This window comes from Sulfuriroseicoccus oceanibius (assembly GCF_010681825.2).
Taxonomy (GTDB): Bacteria; Verrucomicrobiota; Verrucomicrobiia; order Verrucomicrobiales; family SLCJ01; genus Sulfuriroseicoccus; species Sulfuriroseicoccus oceanibius.
In genome coordinates, this window is sequence record NZ_CP066776.1 from 16686 (window position 1) to 33176 (window position 16491).

10 protein-coding genes are annotated in these 16491 nt (G+C 58.3%); 3 read left to right on the forward strand and 7 right to left on the reverse strand.

Going from position 1 to position 16491, the window contains the following annotated elements; genetic code table 11:
- Window positions 1-21 precede the first annotated feature (21 nt).
- Together G3M56_RS00080 and G3M56_RS00085 are read right to left on the reverse strand one after the other, a co-directional pair.
- Complete coding sequence (locus tag G3M56_RS00080) at window positions 22-936, reverse strand: metal ABC transporter substrate-binding protein (RefSeq protein WP_164365355.1); 915 nt, start codon at window positions 934-936, stop codon at window positions 22-24.
- Between the two features lie 155 nt (window positions 937-1091).
- On the reverse strand, window positions 1092-3278 hold the full coding sequence (locus G3M56_RS00085; protein WP_164365354.1) for a GDSL-type esterase/lipase family protein: 2187 nt from the start codon (window positions 3276-3278) through the stop codon (window positions 1092-1094).
- A gap of 171 nt (window positions 3279-3449) precedes the next feature.
- Here G3M56_RS00085 and G3M56_RS00090 point away from each other — a divergent pair, with 171 nt between their 5' ends.
- Together G3M56_RS00090 and G3M56_RS00095 are read left to right on the forward strand one after the other, a co-directional pair.
- On the forward strand, window positions 3450-4490 hold the full coding sequence (locus G3M56_RS00090; RefSeq protein ID WP_164365353.1) for a PIN/TRAM domain-containing protein: 1041 nt from the start codon (window positions 3450-3452) through the stop codon (window positions 4488-4490).
- 578 nt (window positions 4491-5068) lie between these two features.
- Complete coding sequence (locus tag G3M56_RS00095; protein ID WP_235203492.1) at window positions 5069-6277, forward strand: IS256 family transposase; 1209 nt, start codon at window positions 5069-5071, stop codon at window positions 6275-6277.
- Window positions 6278-6596: 319 nt separating this feature from the next.
- Here the strand turns inward: G3M56_RS00095 and G3M56_RS00100 are convergent, their stop codons facing one another.
- A complete protein-coding gene (locus G3M56_RS00100) occupies window positions 6597-8522 on the reverse strand; it encodes a DUF4914 family protein (protein WP_164364928.1) in 1926 nt (641 codons plus the stop codon).
- A 452-nt stretch (window positions 8523-8974) separates the two neighbouring features.
- Between G3M56_RS00100 and G3M56_RS00105 the strand changes: the two genes are divergently transcribed.
- Complete coding sequence (locus G3M56_RS00105; protein WP_164364927.1) at window positions 8975-11485, forward strand: alpha-galactosidase; 2511 nt, start codon at window positions 8975-8977, stop codon at window positions 11483-11485.
- A 66-nt stretch (window positions 11486-11551) separates the two neighbouring features.
- Here the strand turns inward: G3M56_RS00105 and G3M56_RS00110 are convergent, their stop codons facing one another.
- From G3M56_RS00110 to ilvB, 4 genes are all read right to left on the reverse strand, one after another.
- A complete protein-coding gene (locus G3M56_RS00110) occupies window positions 11552-11926 on the reverse strand; it encodes a VOC family protein (RefSeq protein ID WP_164364926.1) in 375 nt (124 codons plus the stop codon).
- Between the two features lie 407 nt (window positions 11927-12333).
- A complete protein-coding gene (locus G3M56_RS00115) occupies window positions 12334-13341 on the reverse strand; it encodes an NAD(P)-dependent alcohol dehydrogenase (protein WP_164364925.1) in 1008 nt (335 codons plus the stop codon).
- Between the two features lie 177 nt (window positions 13342-13518).
- On the reverse strand, window positions 13519-14064 hold the full coding sequence (gene ilvN, locus G3M56_RS00120) for an acetolactate synthase small subunit (RefSeq protein ID WP_164364924.1): 546 nt from the start codon (window positions 14062-14064) through the stop codon (window positions 13519-13521).
- Window positions 14065-14175: 111 nt separating this feature from the next.
- Entirely contained in the window at window positions 14176-15906 is a 1731-nt protein-coding gene (gene ilvB, locus G3M56_RS00125) for a biosynthetic-type acetolactate synthase large subunit (protein ID WP_164364923.1), read from the reverse strand.
- Between the last annotated feature and the right edge of the window lie 585 nt (window positions 15907-16491).

The window sequence follows — 16491 nt, forward strand, 5'->3', positions numbered from 1 at the left end:
ATCAGTCGAATTTCGTCGCAATTACTCACCCAGCCCGTCGGCGATCGCTTCCACATTGTGGCGGATCATCGCTACAAAGCTCGACGCACCGTCGGCAATCAGCGGCTCGCCCAACTTCACGCCTGTCTCCCGCTGCAGGGAAATCACTCCTTTGTTGCGCCCGCCCCGCTCGGGGAACACGGCAGCCACCCCTTCCTCACGCAAAATTTTCGAAGCCGCCGCCAAATCTTTGGCGGTCGCATCCTGCTCTGGGTTCAATCCTTGCACCGCTACCACCTCAAAGCCGAACTCCTTGGCAAAATAACCAAATGCTGTGTGCGCCGTTACCAACTTGCGCTTGTCGCGCGGCACCACCGCCAGTTGCTTCGATGCCCAAGCCTTCAGCTGACGCAGCTCGGCAGCGTACTTCGCTGCATTCTTCTTGTACTCGGCTTTGCCCGCGGGATCGACCTTGCCGAATGCCGCAGCCACAATCCTAGCTGCACGCTCGGTGTGCCCGATGCTGTGCCACCAATGCGGGTCCACCCCGCCGGCACCGTGAGTCGGACAGCAGGCATAAATCGACTCATCCCCCACCCGCAGCGACGGGATCTTCCGCCCGACCTCCACCACCTCCGGACCGTCCGCCCCCAAAGTGTCACGCAACGCTCCAAGGCTCGTCTCCATCCCCTTGCCAGCCGCCAACACCAGCGCCGACGACTGAATCATCTGCATGTCCGAAGGACGCAGCTCCAAGTGGTGTGGGTTCCGGTCCTCGCCCACCAAATCAATCACCTCCACACGAGTACCGCCAACCTTGCCCGCCAAGTCCGCCATCAACGGATGCAGCGCAGTCACGCGCATCGCCGGCTCGGCCGCCACCAGGCCGACCAGCCACATCGCCACCAGCCCGATCCAGGCGGTTGCCCATCTTTTCTGCGCAGGTTGATTCGTCATGCGCCCAGCTTAGCGCAAAGAATCCACTAATGCAAATATCTTGCAACAAGAGCCGCCAGTGCGCCAACAGCCCCGATCTTGAGCGTAAAAACACGGATCACCCAATCTCCCACCAGCCCCCCATCGGTTCCGACAAGGTGACCGTTCATTGGGTATTATTCCTGAATCACTTTGGACACCGTCTCAGCAATCACCTTCGCCCCGTCGGCGTTCGGGTGGATGTGATCAGGGAACCACTCCGGATGTCCTGCCAGAGGTTTCGCCATATCAATCAACGTCACCTGCTCGGCAGCCGCCGCCTTGGCGATCGCTTGGTTGATCTCCTCCACACCTGGATCTCCGAAGAACTTCTGACCGGGAAAGAGTGGAGCCAACGGCCCCCAAACCAGCACCCTCGGATAGGTGTTCAGCGCCTTGTACTGCTGCAGCAACTCGCGGTAGTCGCCAACGAAGTCGTCCTTCCCGAACTTCTTCCAGTCCATGATATCGTTAATGCCCAAATTGCAGATCACAATGTGAGGTTCGAACTTCAGGGCATCCTGATGTTCCTTCATGAACAGAAACGCCCGCTTCTGTTTTCCACGCATCGACTTCTTCACCACGCCCCGCCCCGGATTTCCAAAGTTGCGCACCTCGTAACGATCTCCGAGCAACTTCTGCAACCGGGCCGGATAGCTATTCTCGCCCCGATTGGCAATTCCCGAGCCAAAAGTGATGCTGTCTCCGATACACGCCACGCGGATCACATCACGCTTTGGGGCTGTCTTTGCACGCTTCACCTGACCGCGCTCGACATTTCCGCTCGGCTTCACGTCGTCCCAGTCATCGGTACGGAACGGGCTCGCTGGTAGCCCGGCCTCATTGACCAAATTACAGACCGGATCGTTCGCCCAGCCATAGCGCACCGCGATAGGGTCCCGCACTTCGGGGCTCGCCACTTCGATATAGCCGTTGCTAACCCGCGCCGCAGCCGGATGCCAGACTTTGTCCCGCCCCGCAATCTCGAAGCCAACCAAATCCCCACCATCCGCAGCTCGCATCCCCTGGCTGAACTCGAAATCGATAAACCCTCGCCCGTTCTTGAACACACTGCGCTTGTACAGCGGGCCATTGGCGACCACGTCCTCGCCATAGGTCATTGAGAGAGCCAACAAAGCCAGCCTCTCACCCACCGGCTTTTTGTTGCGCGGGTGCACGTCGGTCGGATGCCCCACGTCGATCGCTACGGCCATCCCCACATTGTCCAGCCGACGCGTAGCCTCCAACTGTGCCTCACGGAATGGTGCCCACGGCCGGTTCAAGCCAGGCAACTGCACATGATACACGGGCAACTTGTCGTTCTTCCATGCCGCGCGCCATGCCCGCACCAGCACTTCAAACTTGTCCCGGTTCACTTCAACCGGCACCGGCGCACCACCTCCTCCATCGACTGTGGCATTCGATTCCCCCTGATACCAGAGCACGCCCTTCACAGGCAGTGGCAGAAAGCGGGCAACCCCAGCATCCCAGAGAAAATGGGGAGCGAATGGATGCGGCGGAGACTTCTTCTTCAGCTGTGGATCTGCCAACCAGTGCGCCACATTGTGAGCCGCGCGCTGCCGACACCATTGAGGATAGTCTTCGTTCTTGAACCAATCGCCAAGGAAGTCCCGCAGCAGCGGTGAGCGCTCCATGGCTTCGCGCGGGATATGCGCTTCGATCGGCGATCCACCCACCGCGAAATGCACCACCCCGATCGGCACGTCGACCGACTCGCGCAAACGCCGCGCGAAATGATAACCCACCCCGGAGAACCCCGGCACCACCTTCGATGTTGCCGCCTGCCAACCCGGTGCCTGGTAATAGGTCTCGATCGTCATCTTCTTCAAGAAATCCACCGAGTACTTCTGCCCGCCCGGATGCAGGGTTCCCTCATAATTCAAAACCCGGATCGCAGTATCATCGGCAGCCGCTGCGGCTTCGCGCCCCCCCGTGCAATCCTTCAACCTCCACCGCATGTTGGACTGCCCGGTTGCGACCCATACGTCGCCAACCAATACATCCTGCAGCACCAGCTCCCCGCTGGAGCCCACCACTTTCAACTCGCCCCCCTGGGCAGCCGCTGGCATCGGCTCCAACGCCACACGCCACTTTCCGTCCTGATCCGCCCGACCAGCCACCTGCTGCCCGCCAAACGTCACCGTCACTTTCTCCCTAGGGGCCGCAGTCCCCCAGACCGGAATCCCGGCATCCCGCTGCAACACCATGTGGCTGGAAAATGGCGCTGCGAGTTCCAACGCGGACACGCCCACCACACCGGCAAACACCAGCACCAAAAAGTAAATCCATTTCAATTGGTTCATCACACAGTATTCAACGGGATCCCCCCGAAAAAACAATCGCCCACACGCATGGTTCAAGTTGGCACCATTGAGATCCACCTCGACCTCAGCCCCCAATCATGATTGAAACTTGCGCCCATGCGCCCCATCCAGCAAAGTGGGCGCTGCTCAATTCGAGCATTTGCTACTGTCATGAGATCCATCCGCATCATCAACGGCGTCCGCGCCGCCTTCATGCTTCTTTGTTTTTGGCTTGGAGGAGTGATGGCTCTAGGCATCGAGGAATCCTTCCTCCTCGGAGCAACGGTTGGTGGCTTCATCGCCTCGATCTTTGTCGCCGTGGAAATCCTCGCCTCCAACTGGAGTATCCGCGGGTTCACCACCGGCACCTTTGGTCTGCTGATCGGCATCTTCTGCGCCTGGCTGGTCACTCGTATCGATATCTTCGAATTCGACTGGATCGACGGCATCCCCTACGGCGACGAAATCCCCATCATCTACAAGCTCTCGATCTACTTTGGACTCGGCTACATCGGCACCAGCCTCGCAGTCCGCAGCAACCGCGATGAATTCTCATTCATCGTCCCCTACATGCGCTTCCGCCAGGAAGGCCTGCAGGAATACCCCACAATCCTCGACAGCAACATCCTGATCGACGGACGCATCCGCCAACTCGTCAAAATCAAGTTCATCAACGGTCCATTCGTCGTCCCGCGCTTCGTGCTCGACGAACTGCAGCTCCTCGCCGATTCCACCAACCCGGCCCGCCGCGAGCGCGGCAAACGCGGACTCAACATGGTCTCGGAGCTCCAAGACGCCCACGAGGTCGAAGTCAACGTTCACGACGACTACATCGACAACAAACGGCTCCCCGTGGACACCCGTCTGATTCAGATCGCCCGCCGCCTCAGCGCACGCCTGATGACCAACGACGTCAACCTGGCCCAGGTCGCGAAAGTCCAGATGGTCCCGGTGCTCAACCTCAATGAGCTCGCCAATGCGATGCGCCCGCAGTTGCTCATCGGCGACACCATCGAACTCGAGCTCACAAAGCCCGGCAAAGACGCCCACCAAGCCGTCGGATATTTGGAAGACGGCACCATGATTGTGGTCAACCACGCCAGCCAGTTCATCGGCCAATCCGTCGAAGTTCTCGTCTCCTCGACCATCCAGACCTCATCCGGGCGCCTCACCTTCGGCGAACTCGCCAAGCCGGAAGACGACAGCAAATAAGCCAGCCCCCCCCTCTGCACGGTTGCCAGTGGATCGCTCCGCTCCGATTGGGATTTGGATAACGAACTAGCCGCCGCCTGCCAGTGCTCCGGCAACGATTTTCCTGAAAAGGAAACGCACTTCCTAGGGGGCGCCACATCGCATCATGCACCCGCAGCGCGGGCGGGACGGCATTCCTGCCGTCGATGTGTGACTCCGCAGTTCCTCTAAATCCCCAATCCCACGCAAAGCTCGGGCGACCGGAGACCACGGCCTACCCGGCAACGAGGCGCACTACGTTCCGATCCGGATTGGGATAACGATAAGGATAAAGACGGCAACAGCGACTCCACGCCAACGCACCAAGCCCCAGCCCGTCCCTGAAAGGGAACCGCAAACCAGCCCAGGGTGACGGGAGCCTCAGGCGACCCCACCCTGGGTTAACGGACCGTCCACCACCCCGGCCGAGCGAACGGTTCCACCACACCAACAAACCCGTCCGACGGCCGCCGATCCGGTAGTGTGCCAAAGCTTCTGCAAAAAGGGTCATGATGATTGATTAGGTTTTTAACAAAACAAGAACCCCTAATCGTCACACCATGACCCCACGACCAGATAAGACCACAACGCCGCAGTTGAAAAGTATTCTTGCCGAGCAGGAAGATTTTCTGAGGCCCTTGGTTCAGAAATTGATGCAGGAGATGCTCGAAGAAGAAATGAACGAGACACTCCAGGCGGTAAAATCAGAACGCAGCGACAGACGCCGAGGTTATCGCAGCGGCAGTTATCAACGCAGTCTCCTGACACGGGTAGGAAGGATCGAGCTGCGCGTTCCTCAAGATCGCGACGGACTCTTCAGCACCGAGATCTTCGATCGCTATCAACGCAGCGAGAAGGCTTTGGTAAGCACCCTGATCGAAATGTACGTGCAGGGCGTCTCGACACGTAAAGTCGCGCAGATCACCGAGGAGCTCTGTGGTCACCGAGTTAGCGCCAGTGTGGTAAGCAGGCTGAACAAAACGTTGGATGAAGAGCTTGAGAACTTCGCCCGACGCAAGCTCAGCCATGCCTATCCCTATCTCATCCTGGATGCCCGGTACGAAAAGGTTCGGGAGAACGGCGTGGTGCGCAGCCAGGCTGTGTTGATCGCCATTGGCATCAGTTGGGATGGGCGACGGGAGGTCCTTGCGACCGAGCTCGATCAAAGGGAAAGCGGAAGCAGCTGGAAGAACTTCCTACTTCAACTCAAGCAACGCGGACTGACGGGTGTTGAGTTCTGCGTGACTGATAACCATGCCGGCCTGCGACGAGCTATCAGCGAAGTGCTTCCCGAGGCGCTATGGCAACGCTGCTACGTCCACTTCCTTCGCAACGCTCTTGATCATCTACCTCGCAAGCATGACGACGACTGCTGCACTGAGCTGCGCTGGATCTATGACCGTCGAGACATCAATGAAGCGCGTCAGGATCTGCGGGCATGGTTGGCGAAGTGGGGAGGCAAATACCACAAGCTCTGTGACTGGGTCGAAAGTGAGATCGAAGAAACGCTTACCTTTTATCGACTTCCCAGAGAGCATCACAAGCATCTCAAAAGTACGAATATGCTCGAGCGACTCAATGAGGAGATTAAGCGTCGTACGCACATTATCCGAACCTTCCCCAACAAGGCTGCAGCCCAACGTTTAATCCGGGCTGTCACGCATCAAGTCCATGAGCAGTGGATCGATCAACACCGCTACCTGAACATGGATCACCTCAAAGAAGCCCAAAAGCTCAGCCTTACTTCAAATCAAACGTCCGCAGCCTGATCATCATCCTTCAAAGCCCTTTTTGCAGAACTTGACGTACATAACCGCCGATCCTGCGCCGATACAACGCCCCGATTAGGATATCGATAAGAAGCCTCGCCTCGCATGGGTGGCAGTGGACGGCCCACTCCGATCAGGATTTAGATAACGATAAGGATAAAGACCAGCCGCCCTACCGCGACGAACCGCCTTTATCCACACAAAAAAGGCAAGGTGCCGATGCCACTGGGGCGCCAACACCTTGCCAACCATATACAACCAAATTTTTAGAGTCCCCGCCGGACCTTTGCGTGTACCGGCGGAGACTGAAGCTCAAGGCTTACTCGAACTCTTCGCTGACGAGGGTCTCGTGATCGATGAGCTTCTGGTAGTCTTCGATCGAGCCGCCGTTCAAGCAGGTTTCGATAATCTCGCGCCCCACTGGGTGCAGGTCCTCGTGGAGGAACTGGCGGATCTCCTGGTGGAAGAAGTCGCGCAGGATCTCAGCACCCTTGTCGTAGGCCTCGGTGCCAACCTCTGGCTGCTTCTCCACGGTGAAGAACCAGCTGCCAAGTGGGCGACCTTCGATGAGGATCGACTTCGGAGTCCAGCCGAGGAGTGGGCAACGCGACTCACTGAGCTGCGAGCGCTTGAAGTTCGCACCACCGCGGCGGGCAAGAAGCTCACGGGTGATCCACTGCGGGATGAAGCCAACGTTCCAGGAACCAACGTGCTGGTTAGGAATCAGCACGTAGCGCACTGCCGGAGTTTCCATGATCTGCTCAAGCAAGAGGTTTGCCTGGTCGACACGGCGTCCGGTAGCGAACGGCCAGTACGATCCCACACCCTCACTCGACATGCCACCGGTGTCCACGATACTTGGGTTCGCGTGGCCACGTGGTGCCACCAAGCGCCACAGCCAAGCGAGTGCTGGCGGAAGCAGGTGGAACATACCGAGGATGCCGTAGGTCGGATCTTCCTTGGTGCAAGGCGGGCAACGCACACCGAACGAGCGGATGTCGACGTTAATCTTACCAGGGTGAATGTCTGGCACGGTGCCGCGAGGAACGACCACACGTGGGTTCGGGCATGGCTTGCCTGGCTCGTCTTCGATGTGCTCCCAGATCAAAGCGGTGCTGCCTGGATTTGCATCGATGTTGAGGAAAAGGAGCGGCTTGCTCGGAGTCACGGTGAGGCGCTCGAGGTGTGGATCCACGCCGTACTTGTCGATGTGGTTCACACGGACGAACCATGCAGCTTCCGCGTCAGCAACGGTCAGCTTGCCTTTGCCATTTTCTTCCGGTGGGTAGCAGGCGGCCATGTCGTCGGTGACAGGGCTGAGCGAGCAGGAGCTCGGAAGCGAGAGGAAACGCTGTTCACCCGAGATGATGTTGGTACCAACCTTGAGTGTGTTGTTGGCCTCACGGTGAACCGGCTCGAGCATTTCACTCTTACCACCACCGGATGCACCCTCGTGGGAGATGACCACGCTGTTCTCGTAAGGAGTGACCACGCGCACGGTCGAGCAGTGCATGGTGATCCACTTTTCTTCCTCACCGATGTTGAGAAGCACACCGTAGATACCCTTCTTGGCCGATGGCCCTGGGTACAGGTTGTAAGCGAAGAGCTCGTGGAGACCCGGTGTACGGTTGTGAACCACGACCTGCTTGCCGTCGAGATGGGTGTGACGGAATGGTGGGGCAACGTAAATCACTGCACGCACGTCGAAGTCTTCCGGTACTTCGTTGGAAGGAAGCATCCCCTGAAGGAGTGCGAGACCGTAGGCGAAGAAGCCTGCGTTTGCTGGAGCAATCACGAGAGCGCCGACGCCCTTGCCGTGGATACCAGCCTGGAATGGGAAGATCGCGAGATCCTGTCCCTTGAGCCATTCGAAGGTCTCATCGCGCATACCGTCGAACTCTTTGCCGAAACGCTCGGAGAAAGTCGGCTTGTCGGTAGGCAGCTTGTCACCGATGACCATGCAGTCCGGGTCACGGCGGCGCATGTACGGCTCAACGTAGTTGGCCGAGATGCCGTTCTTCACTTTGCATGCACGTGCTTCGAGAACCATCCCCTTGCCAGGAACCTCGTAGGCGACATCGTGCCAGCCTTCCGCGTCAGCATCGCGAACGGCAAGTTCGGCGAGCTGTTCTTCACTTTCAGCAACCGTCACGGACGGGGCTGCAGCCAATACGTCGAACGCTTCTTTCGGAATCGAATAAGGCAGCGTTGACGGGTCAAATGATGCTGTTGTTGTGTTACTCATAAGCATGTGATTGTCGTGGGTGACGAGTCTCTATCGTCTAGCTGACAGGACCAGTCAAAAGAATCGGAGTTCGCTGATTCGGGCTATCCAAAAATCCAAGCCGCGACTCAATCAGCGGCATAGATGACGCAAAATTCGTGATTTTAATATCGTTTTTTCGAACGCCTAAAAAGCTCGAATCCACGCTAATTCACCAATCCCCCGCGATGGTAACATCCATTCGTGCAAATTCCGTCACACGCTGGGCCGCCCTATGCCCCTCCATGCCACCCGCCGCTAATCCCGACAATCTATCGGCTGATAATGGACATCCCCTGAATCCCGCCGAATCTTATCTCCCGGCTGTCGACAGTCGTACCGACGGTAATCAGCCCCGCATTCTCGCGGTCAGCATTTTGGCAGAGCTCGGAATAAAGACCGCCCCCCCATTGCGCACCTTCACCCTTTTTACTATGAACCTGAAGCACCTCGTCATCCCATCTCTGGCGATCGGCATCTGCTCCCATGCAGGCGCCATCGATTACCCGGGCACCAAGCCAACCGATGCCAAAGCACAGGCTGCGGAAAGCGCCTTCACATTGGAAAACAACTTGCTCAGCGCCACCTGGACGGTGAGCGACGGCAAAGTCACCGGCCCCAACCTCACCAACAAAGAAACCGGTGAGGTCTTCACCTCTGGCGATTCGCTCTTCTCCCTCGCCACCAAGCCACAGGCGCAAGACCCGGACCGCATCTACGTCGGCATGCGCAAAACCGCCGACGAAATCCAGGCTGTCCTTTCCAACGACGGCAAAAACTGGGAAAGCATCGGCAGCTTCCCGTTGAGCGAACTCCCTGGCAAACTCAAAGCCGTCCGCATCGGCAAAACCAGCAGTAATGGCGGCGACAACGATTACGCAGACGCCGGCGCCATGGGCGTGTGTGAGATCCAGGAAGTCCAGGTGCGCAACGAAGCCGGCACTATCAACGACCTGACCGCCAAACCGTCGTCCATCCACAAATCATCGCGCGAAGGCACGTCACTTGAGATCGCCAACGAGCAGATCACCATCAACGCCAACGCCAACAGCGCCACCTTCGCTGAGTACGAGACACCAGCCGACTGGACCTTGCTCTCGTGCAAGATCAAAAAAGGCTCGGACAAAGGCATGAGCTGGGGCCCAGGCATCACACTGCGCTTCGACGACGGATCGTTCGCCCTACTCAACATTCGTGAAAAAGGGCAGTTCACCCTCCAAGGCCCGGGCGGCGAACGCCTCGTAAACAAAGAAGTCACCCCGTCGCTTACCTGCGACCTGACCTCGAACGCCTTTACCCTTAAGGGAGAGGTCCAGCACAAGGACACCGAAGACGGCCAGCTCATCGGCGCCACCTTCGCCAACGCAGACAGCGGCATCCACGTGCGCTGGTCCGCCGAGCTCCTCGACGGCTCGAACTACGTGCGCCAGAACTACACCATCGCCAGCAACTCGGAGATCACCATCCACGGCTTGGAGTTCATCAGTGGCAGCGCGGACGGAGCGAAGCAGATCGGAACCGTCCCAGGCAGCCCGGTAGCGAGCAGCTCCCTCTTCTTCGGGGTGGAAATGCCATTCACTGCCAACTACTTCAGCCCTGATGGGTTCCGCAGTGGATTCCCGTGCAACCTCCCTCTGAAGGAAGGCGTCAAATACGACTTCGCCTCGGTCATCGGTGTCTATCCGGAAGACCAACTGCGCCGCGCCTTCGCCTACTACATGGAGCGCGAGCGCTCAACCCCATACCATCAGTTCCTCCATTACAACTGCTGGTATGACCTCGGTCTCAACCCAACCCGCGAGACCTTCTCCCAAGTGATCAAAGACTACCACCGCGAGCTCACGGTGGAGCGCGGCGTCAAAGTCGACTCGTTTGTCATGGACGACGGCTGGGACGACTACAATGCCGGGCTCTGGGAGTACAACCGCCAGAAGTTCCCGAATGGGTTCGACGAAGTCTCGAAGCTCGCACGCGAAGCCGACAGCAACCTCGGTGTCTGGATCTCGCCACTCGGAGGTTACTCCGGTGCCACCGAGCGCACCGAGCACGCCAAGAAAATGGGCCTCATCGAGTCGACCATGGACCTCTCGCAGCCGGGCTACTACAAGTGGTTCTACGAGAAGTGCCTCGGCTTCATGAAGGACCACGGCGTGAACTACTACAAGTGGGACAAAGCCGGCAGCGGCGTATCCCCTCACTTCATGGCGTTGATCCAGTGCGGACGCGAACTCAAACAGCACGATCCCAAGCTCTTCATCAACGTGACCGTCGGCACGTGGCCATCGCCATTCTGGCTCAACCACATCGACTGCACGTGGCGCACTGGCACCGGTGACGTGGCGTGGATGGGCGTGGGCGACGAGCGCGAGCAATGGCTCACCTTCCGCGACTGGGGATGCTACGAGAAGTTCGTCAAACCTGCACCGCTCTACCCATTGAACTCTGTGATGCACCACGGACTCGTGGCCGGCCCGCACTTCCAAGGCGCCAAGGTCATGAAAGCCGGCGTCAAGATGAAGAACGCCGCCCGCTCGTACTTCGGTACCGGTGCCAACCTGCTCGAATTGTACCTCACCCCATCAGTGATGACCGAGCAAGCCTGGGACGAAGTCGCCGAAGCCGCCAAGTGGGCAAAAGCCAATGAAGAGATCCTCGTCGACAGCCATTGGGTCGGCGGCGACCCACTCAAACTCGGCGTCTACGGTTGGGCCTCGTGGAGCCCGGAAAAGAGCATCATCACCCTCCGCAACTCGTCGGATCAGCCTCGCGAACTCACCATCGACATCGCCCAAGCTCTCGAAGTGCCAAAAGGCTATGCTGTGAAGTTCAACGCCAAGAACGCCTACCCTGACCAAACCTATCAGGAAGGTGAAATCAGCGGAGAGACCACCTTCAAACTCGAAGGCTTCGAGGTGCTCTGCCTCGAACTCATCCCTGTGAAGTAATACTCAGCCAAACAAAAGCGCCCCGGCCAGCATCTCGCTGACCGGGGCGCTTTTTTGTCGATTGTTCTATCGCTCAAGAATCTCGATCTCGTAGCCATCCGGGTCTGTCACGAACGCCATCTTGCGCCCACCGGTGGTGAACTTCTCACGCCAACCACTCGGCCAGATCTCGATCCCTTCGTTCTCCAGACGATCGCAGTAGCTCACGATGTCCTCGACGCCCACTGCCGTGTGCATCAGGTCCTCAGGCACGGCGACTTCGTAGTCCGGCGACCAGCAGAGCTCAAGCAGATGGTCGTTGCCGGGCAGACTCAAGAAGGCCAGCTTGTTGCCGGCTGGCGAATCCTTGCGATCCCCCAACTCAAAGCCAAGCTGCTGGTAAAACGCGATCGTGCGGTCCAAATCCGCGACTCGAATACGGGTATGAAGAAACTTGATCATGCCTGCATTAACCGCCGCCTCTGAGATTCCGTCAACGATTATCCCCGGATCGCCGCCCACCACGCCGTGTACCATTTAAAAGCTCACCTTGTCGTACCCCGTGAGGATCGGGGCCTCACATCGACGACTTTGGCAGCCAGGAGATGACTCTGAGCGATCGAGAGCGTCGCGAAGCGACAGATCACCGGTTAGCCGGAGGTTTCAACCTCCGGATCCCTGTGCATGAATGAGGCGTCCCGTAGGGACGGTTTACAGGAGTCAGGGGATCACCTCGATAAACTGCACCTCCGGCGCGAGTTGATTGGAGCGCCTTCACCATTGGACGAATCCGTCGGCATCGATGCTCGCACCTGGCCCCGCTCAACAATACCCTCCGCTCCACCGCCAATTTGGCCATTCACTTGGCCTCAGTTCACCAGCACCGCACGATAGCGCACCGAGTTGTCGCGCACCTTCTGCATTGCCGTGTTCACATCGGCCATCGCAAACTCCTCAATCACCGGAGCGACGCCGCATTGATCACTCACCCGCAGCATGTCGCGAATCTCCGCACGACCACCAATCGGGCTCGACATGATCCGCCGACGCTTCACCAGCATCGGGAACAACGGCACACTCAACGGCTCGTCCGGCACTCCTACAAAGCTCATCGTTCCATCGGACTTCAAAAGGTTGAGATACAATTCCACCTGCAATGCCTTCGGCACCGTGCTCACGATCAAATCCAACGGCTTGCCCTGGTAGTTCTCCAACGCCCCCTCCTCGCGTACGTTGACCGCGCTGGAAGCCCCATAACTGGCCGCCTCCTCCGCCTTGTCCGGGCTGGTGGTAAATGCCACCACCTCGTTGCCCAACGCACTGGCAAACTTCACCGCCATGTGCCCGAGCCCGCCAATTCCAACAACGCCAACGCGCTGGCCACCGATCATTCCAGCATGCCGCAACGCGGAGTACACCGTGATCCCACCGCACATCAATGGCCCGGCAAAACGTGATTCCACCCCATCCGGCAACGGAAACGCAAAGCGCCCGTCCACGATCAAGTGGTCGGCAAACCCACCAAAGCCATCGCCGATCACACTCTTGGTTTGGTCGCACATGTTCTCATTGCCACTGACGCACTCGTCACACTCGAGGCATGCCGATCGCTGCCAGCCCACGCCCACGCGGTCGCCCGCCTTCAGGTGGGAGATTGCTCCGCCCACTTCCACCACCTCGCCGACCACCTCATGGCCGGGCACCAGCGGGTACTGGCTCATCCCCCAATCGTTGTCGATCATGTGCACATCACTGTGGCAGATTCCACAATGCGTGACTTTGATCACAATGTCCGTCGTTCCGTTCGGCTCGGCATCGATCGACTTGAATTCCAGTGAGGATCCAACAGAAGTAGCAGCGTAGGTTTTCAGATTCATGGTAGTGGGTCAGCGTAGGTTGCCACACGCTACGTTTAGGAATCTCCGCTGGGCGCGGGATAATCCCATTCCTCCTACCTACTCGCTCCCCGCTACAAAAAAAAGACCCGCCACCCACCGGTCCGGAGACCATTGGCAGATGACGGGTGACAACCAAAAGGTTCTAAAGAATACGGCCTAGGTCGGCTCTTCACCACGGGCCATCACCACCTTACCGGTGCGGACGGTCTCCACGACGTCGAACTTCATCAGCATGCGCAATGCCGCGTCGATCTTCTCTGTGTTGCCTGGGATCATCGCCACCATCGACTCCATGGTCATGTCGACCACTTTGCCGTTGAAATGCTCGATGACCTGCAGCGCCTCGGTGCGATCGTCGGATCCGACGCGCATCTTCACGAGGATCAACTCCTTCACCACCGAGTCACTCGAATCGTGCTCGGAGCAGTGAATGACGTCGATCAACTTGTTCACTTGGCGGATGATCTGATCGAGGATTGCCGGGTCACCGGACACCCCGATGGTCATGCGGGAAAAGCGCGAGTCACGCCCCTGCGACACCACCAGCGAGTCGATATTGTAACCGCGGCGCGAGAACACCTGCGCAATACGCGCAAGCACACCCGGCTCGTTGCTGACGTGAACCGACAACGTGTGCCCACCTTCGTGGACCGCTGGCGGAACGTTTTTGGAATCTGTTGTGATAATCTGACCTTGGGTCATGGGAATCAAAAGTGTTGAGAGTTGAGGTAAGGCCGCTCACATCCGAGCGGCCAATGGTGCGCGGCAGGCGGGGAGAATCACTCCACTCACCTCCGCGCGTCGCATATTGGCTTAGGTCGAGCCGGTTGGCTTGGCCATCTTGTGCTTCGGTGGCTCGATCAGCATGTCTTCCAATGCAGCACCCGCCGGAATCATCGGGAACACATTCTCTTTCTTAATGCACTCCGCGTTGATCAGAACCGGCACGTCGTTGATCTCCATCGCCTTCTCCAACACTTTGCGCACGTCCGCAGGACGACGAATGTTGAACGCCTTGGCGCCATACGCCTCAGCCAGCTTCACAAAGTCCGGGTTGCCCTCAAGATCCACGCCGCTCTCACGGTCGTCGAAGAACAACTCCTGCCACTGACGCACCATGCCCAGGTAGTGGTTGTTGAGCACAATAATCTTCACCGGCAGCTTGTGAATCATCGCGGTCGACAGCTCGAACAAAGTCATCTGGAAACCACCGTCACCCACAATCGCGCAAACCGGAACATCCGGAGCCGCAAACTGAGCACCAATCGCCGCAGGGAAACCAAAGCCCATCGTGCCCGCACCACCGGAGCTGATCCAGTAGTTTGGAACGCGTGTCTTGTAGAACTGCGCAGCCCACATCTGGTGCTGGCCCACGTCAGTCGTCACAATCGCCTTGCCTTCGGTCACCTTGTAAAGCTCGTCGATGACCTGCTGCATGCGCAGACCACCCTGCTTGCGGTAGCTCAATGGATACTTCTTCTTGTAGCCGTCCAATGTGTTGAGCCATGCCTCGGTCGGGCAAGCCGCCACGTGCTTGGCGAGCTCTTGAATAGCCACCTTGGCGTCAGCCACCACGTGCACGTCCGCCTTGATCATCTTGTCCATCTCCGAATTGTCGATGTCGATGTGGATGATCTTCGCGTCCTTGGCGAACTTCGGAGCCTGACCAATAATGCGGTCGTCAAAGCGGGAGCCAATGTTGAGCAACACGTCACACTCACAAACCGCCTTGTTGGCGTAAGCCGTGCCGTGCATTCCCAGCATTCCCAATGCCAGGTCGTGATCTTCAGGGAACGCGCCCTTGCCGAGCAAAGTCGTGGTCACCGGCGTCTTCATCTCTTCCGCCAATGCGGTCAGCTCCTCGTGTGCGTCGGCAATCAGCACACCATGACCCGCAAGGATCAGCGGACGCTCGGCCCCACGCAACAACTGCGCTGCTTCGACAATCGCCGCTTTGTCCACCTTGAGGTGACGCTCTGGGTTGTAACCAGGAAGGTCTGGCGCAGCATCCAAATCACCGCTGAATGGACCTTGGCTGATGTCCTTTGGAATATCGATCAACACAGGGCCCGGACGGCCGGTCGTGGTGATATGGTAAGCTTCGCGGGTAATGCGTGGAATGTCGTTCGTGTTGCGCACCAGATAGTTGTGCTTCACCACCGGCATCGTGATGCCGAAGATATCCGCTTCCTGGAACGCATCCTTACCCAACATCCATGTCACCTGCTGACCGGAGATGATGATCATCGGCACCGAGTCCATCTGAGCGGTCATCAATCCGGTGATCGTGTTACCAGCACCTGGGCCGGAGGTCACGAGGACAACCGCTGGCTTGCCGGTGACGCGGGCGTAGCCGTCCGCCATGTGTACCGCACCCTGCTCGTGGCGGGTGAGCACAAACTTAAGATTGCTCTCCACGGTCTCGAGTGCGTCGAAAATTGGGATCGCAGCGCCGCCGGAATATCCGAAGACGTACTCGATCCCAAGTTGGTCGAGTGTTTTCACCAGCGCCTGGGCGCCGTCCAGATTCAGTTCGTTGTCCATGATAATGACCTCGGGTTGGTGGTCGAAGAGATCGCCGCAGATGCGCCACCCTCAACTCCCACGTGAGTATCGGAGCGGAATTTCCATTTCAAACCACTAAAAGTCAACACTTTTAGCCAAAAGCCACCCGCCAGCCTCGATTCCACGATCAAAAATCGCACTTTCGAGCCAAAACACACCCGATCCACGCCTCAAAAATCCACGAAAATCGACCTATCGGACACATAACCACCAGATCCAACACCCCAATTTTCAAGAAAACCATCCCAGCGGCCGCCCGACGCCCTATCTCCCCCACGACTCCCAGAATTCCCAGCCCTCCTCTATTACTCACGCTGAGCAACGAAGCCCCCCCCAGCCAGCCACCAAAACAAGAAAGCACCGGAGGTGCGTCCCAACGTAGCCCATGCCAACGGCATGGGTGACAGCCTCGAATGCCACTAACTTAAGGCCCATCACCGTCAATTCCTCCCTGCAAGGGAGACGCAAACCAGCCCAGGGTGACGGGAGCCTCAGGCGACCACACCCTGGGTTAATCGACGCCCCCATCCGGCCAAGCGTTCGATCCCGCCAAACCGCAGCGCC

What these genes read in the sequence shown, in the direction of transcription:
- G3M56_RS00080 (WP_164365355.1), bottom strand. Translation starts at nt 936, where the DNA reads ATGACGAATCAACCTGCGCAGAAAAGATGGGCAACCGCCTGGATCGGG.
- G3M56_RS00085 (WP_164365354.1), bottom strand. Translation starts at nt 3,278, where the DNA reads ATGAACCAATTGAAATGGATTTACTTTTTGGTGCTGGTGTTTGCCGGT.
- G3M56_RS00090 (WP_164365353.1), top strand. Translation starts at nt 3,450, where the DNA reads ATGAGATCCATCCGCATCATCAACGGCGTCCGCGCCGCCTTCATGCTT.
- G3M56_RS00095 (WP_235203492.1), top strand. Translation starts at nt 5,069, where the DNA reads ATGACCCCACGACCAGATAAGACCACAACGCCGCAGTTGAAAAGTATT.
- G3M56_RS00100 (WP_164364928.1), bottom strand. Translation starts at nt 8,522, where the DNA reads ATGAGTAACACAACAACAGCATCATTTGACCCGTCAACGCTGCCTTAT.
- G3M56_RS00105 (WP_164364927.1), top strand. Translation starts at nt 8,975, where the DNA reads ATGAACCTGAAGCACCTCGTCATCCCATCTCTGGCGATCGGCATCTGC.
- G3M56_RS00110 (WP_164364926.1), bottom strand. Translation starts at nt 11,926, where the DNA reads ATGATCAAGTTTCTTCATACCCGTATTCGAGTCGCGGATTTGGACCGC.
- G3M56_RS00115 (WP_164364925.1), bottom strand. Translation starts at nt 13,341, where the DNA reads ATGAATCTGAAAACCTACGCTGCTACTTCTGTTGGATCCTCACTGGAA.
- ilvN (WP_164364924.1), bottom strand. Translation starts at nt 14,064, where the DNA reads ATGACCCAAGGTCAGATTATCACAACAGATTCCAAAAACGTTCCGCCA.
- ilvB (WP_164364923.1), bottom strand. Translation starts at nt 15,906, where the DNA reads ATGGACAACGAACTGAATCTGGACGGCGCCCAGGCGCTGGTGAAAACA.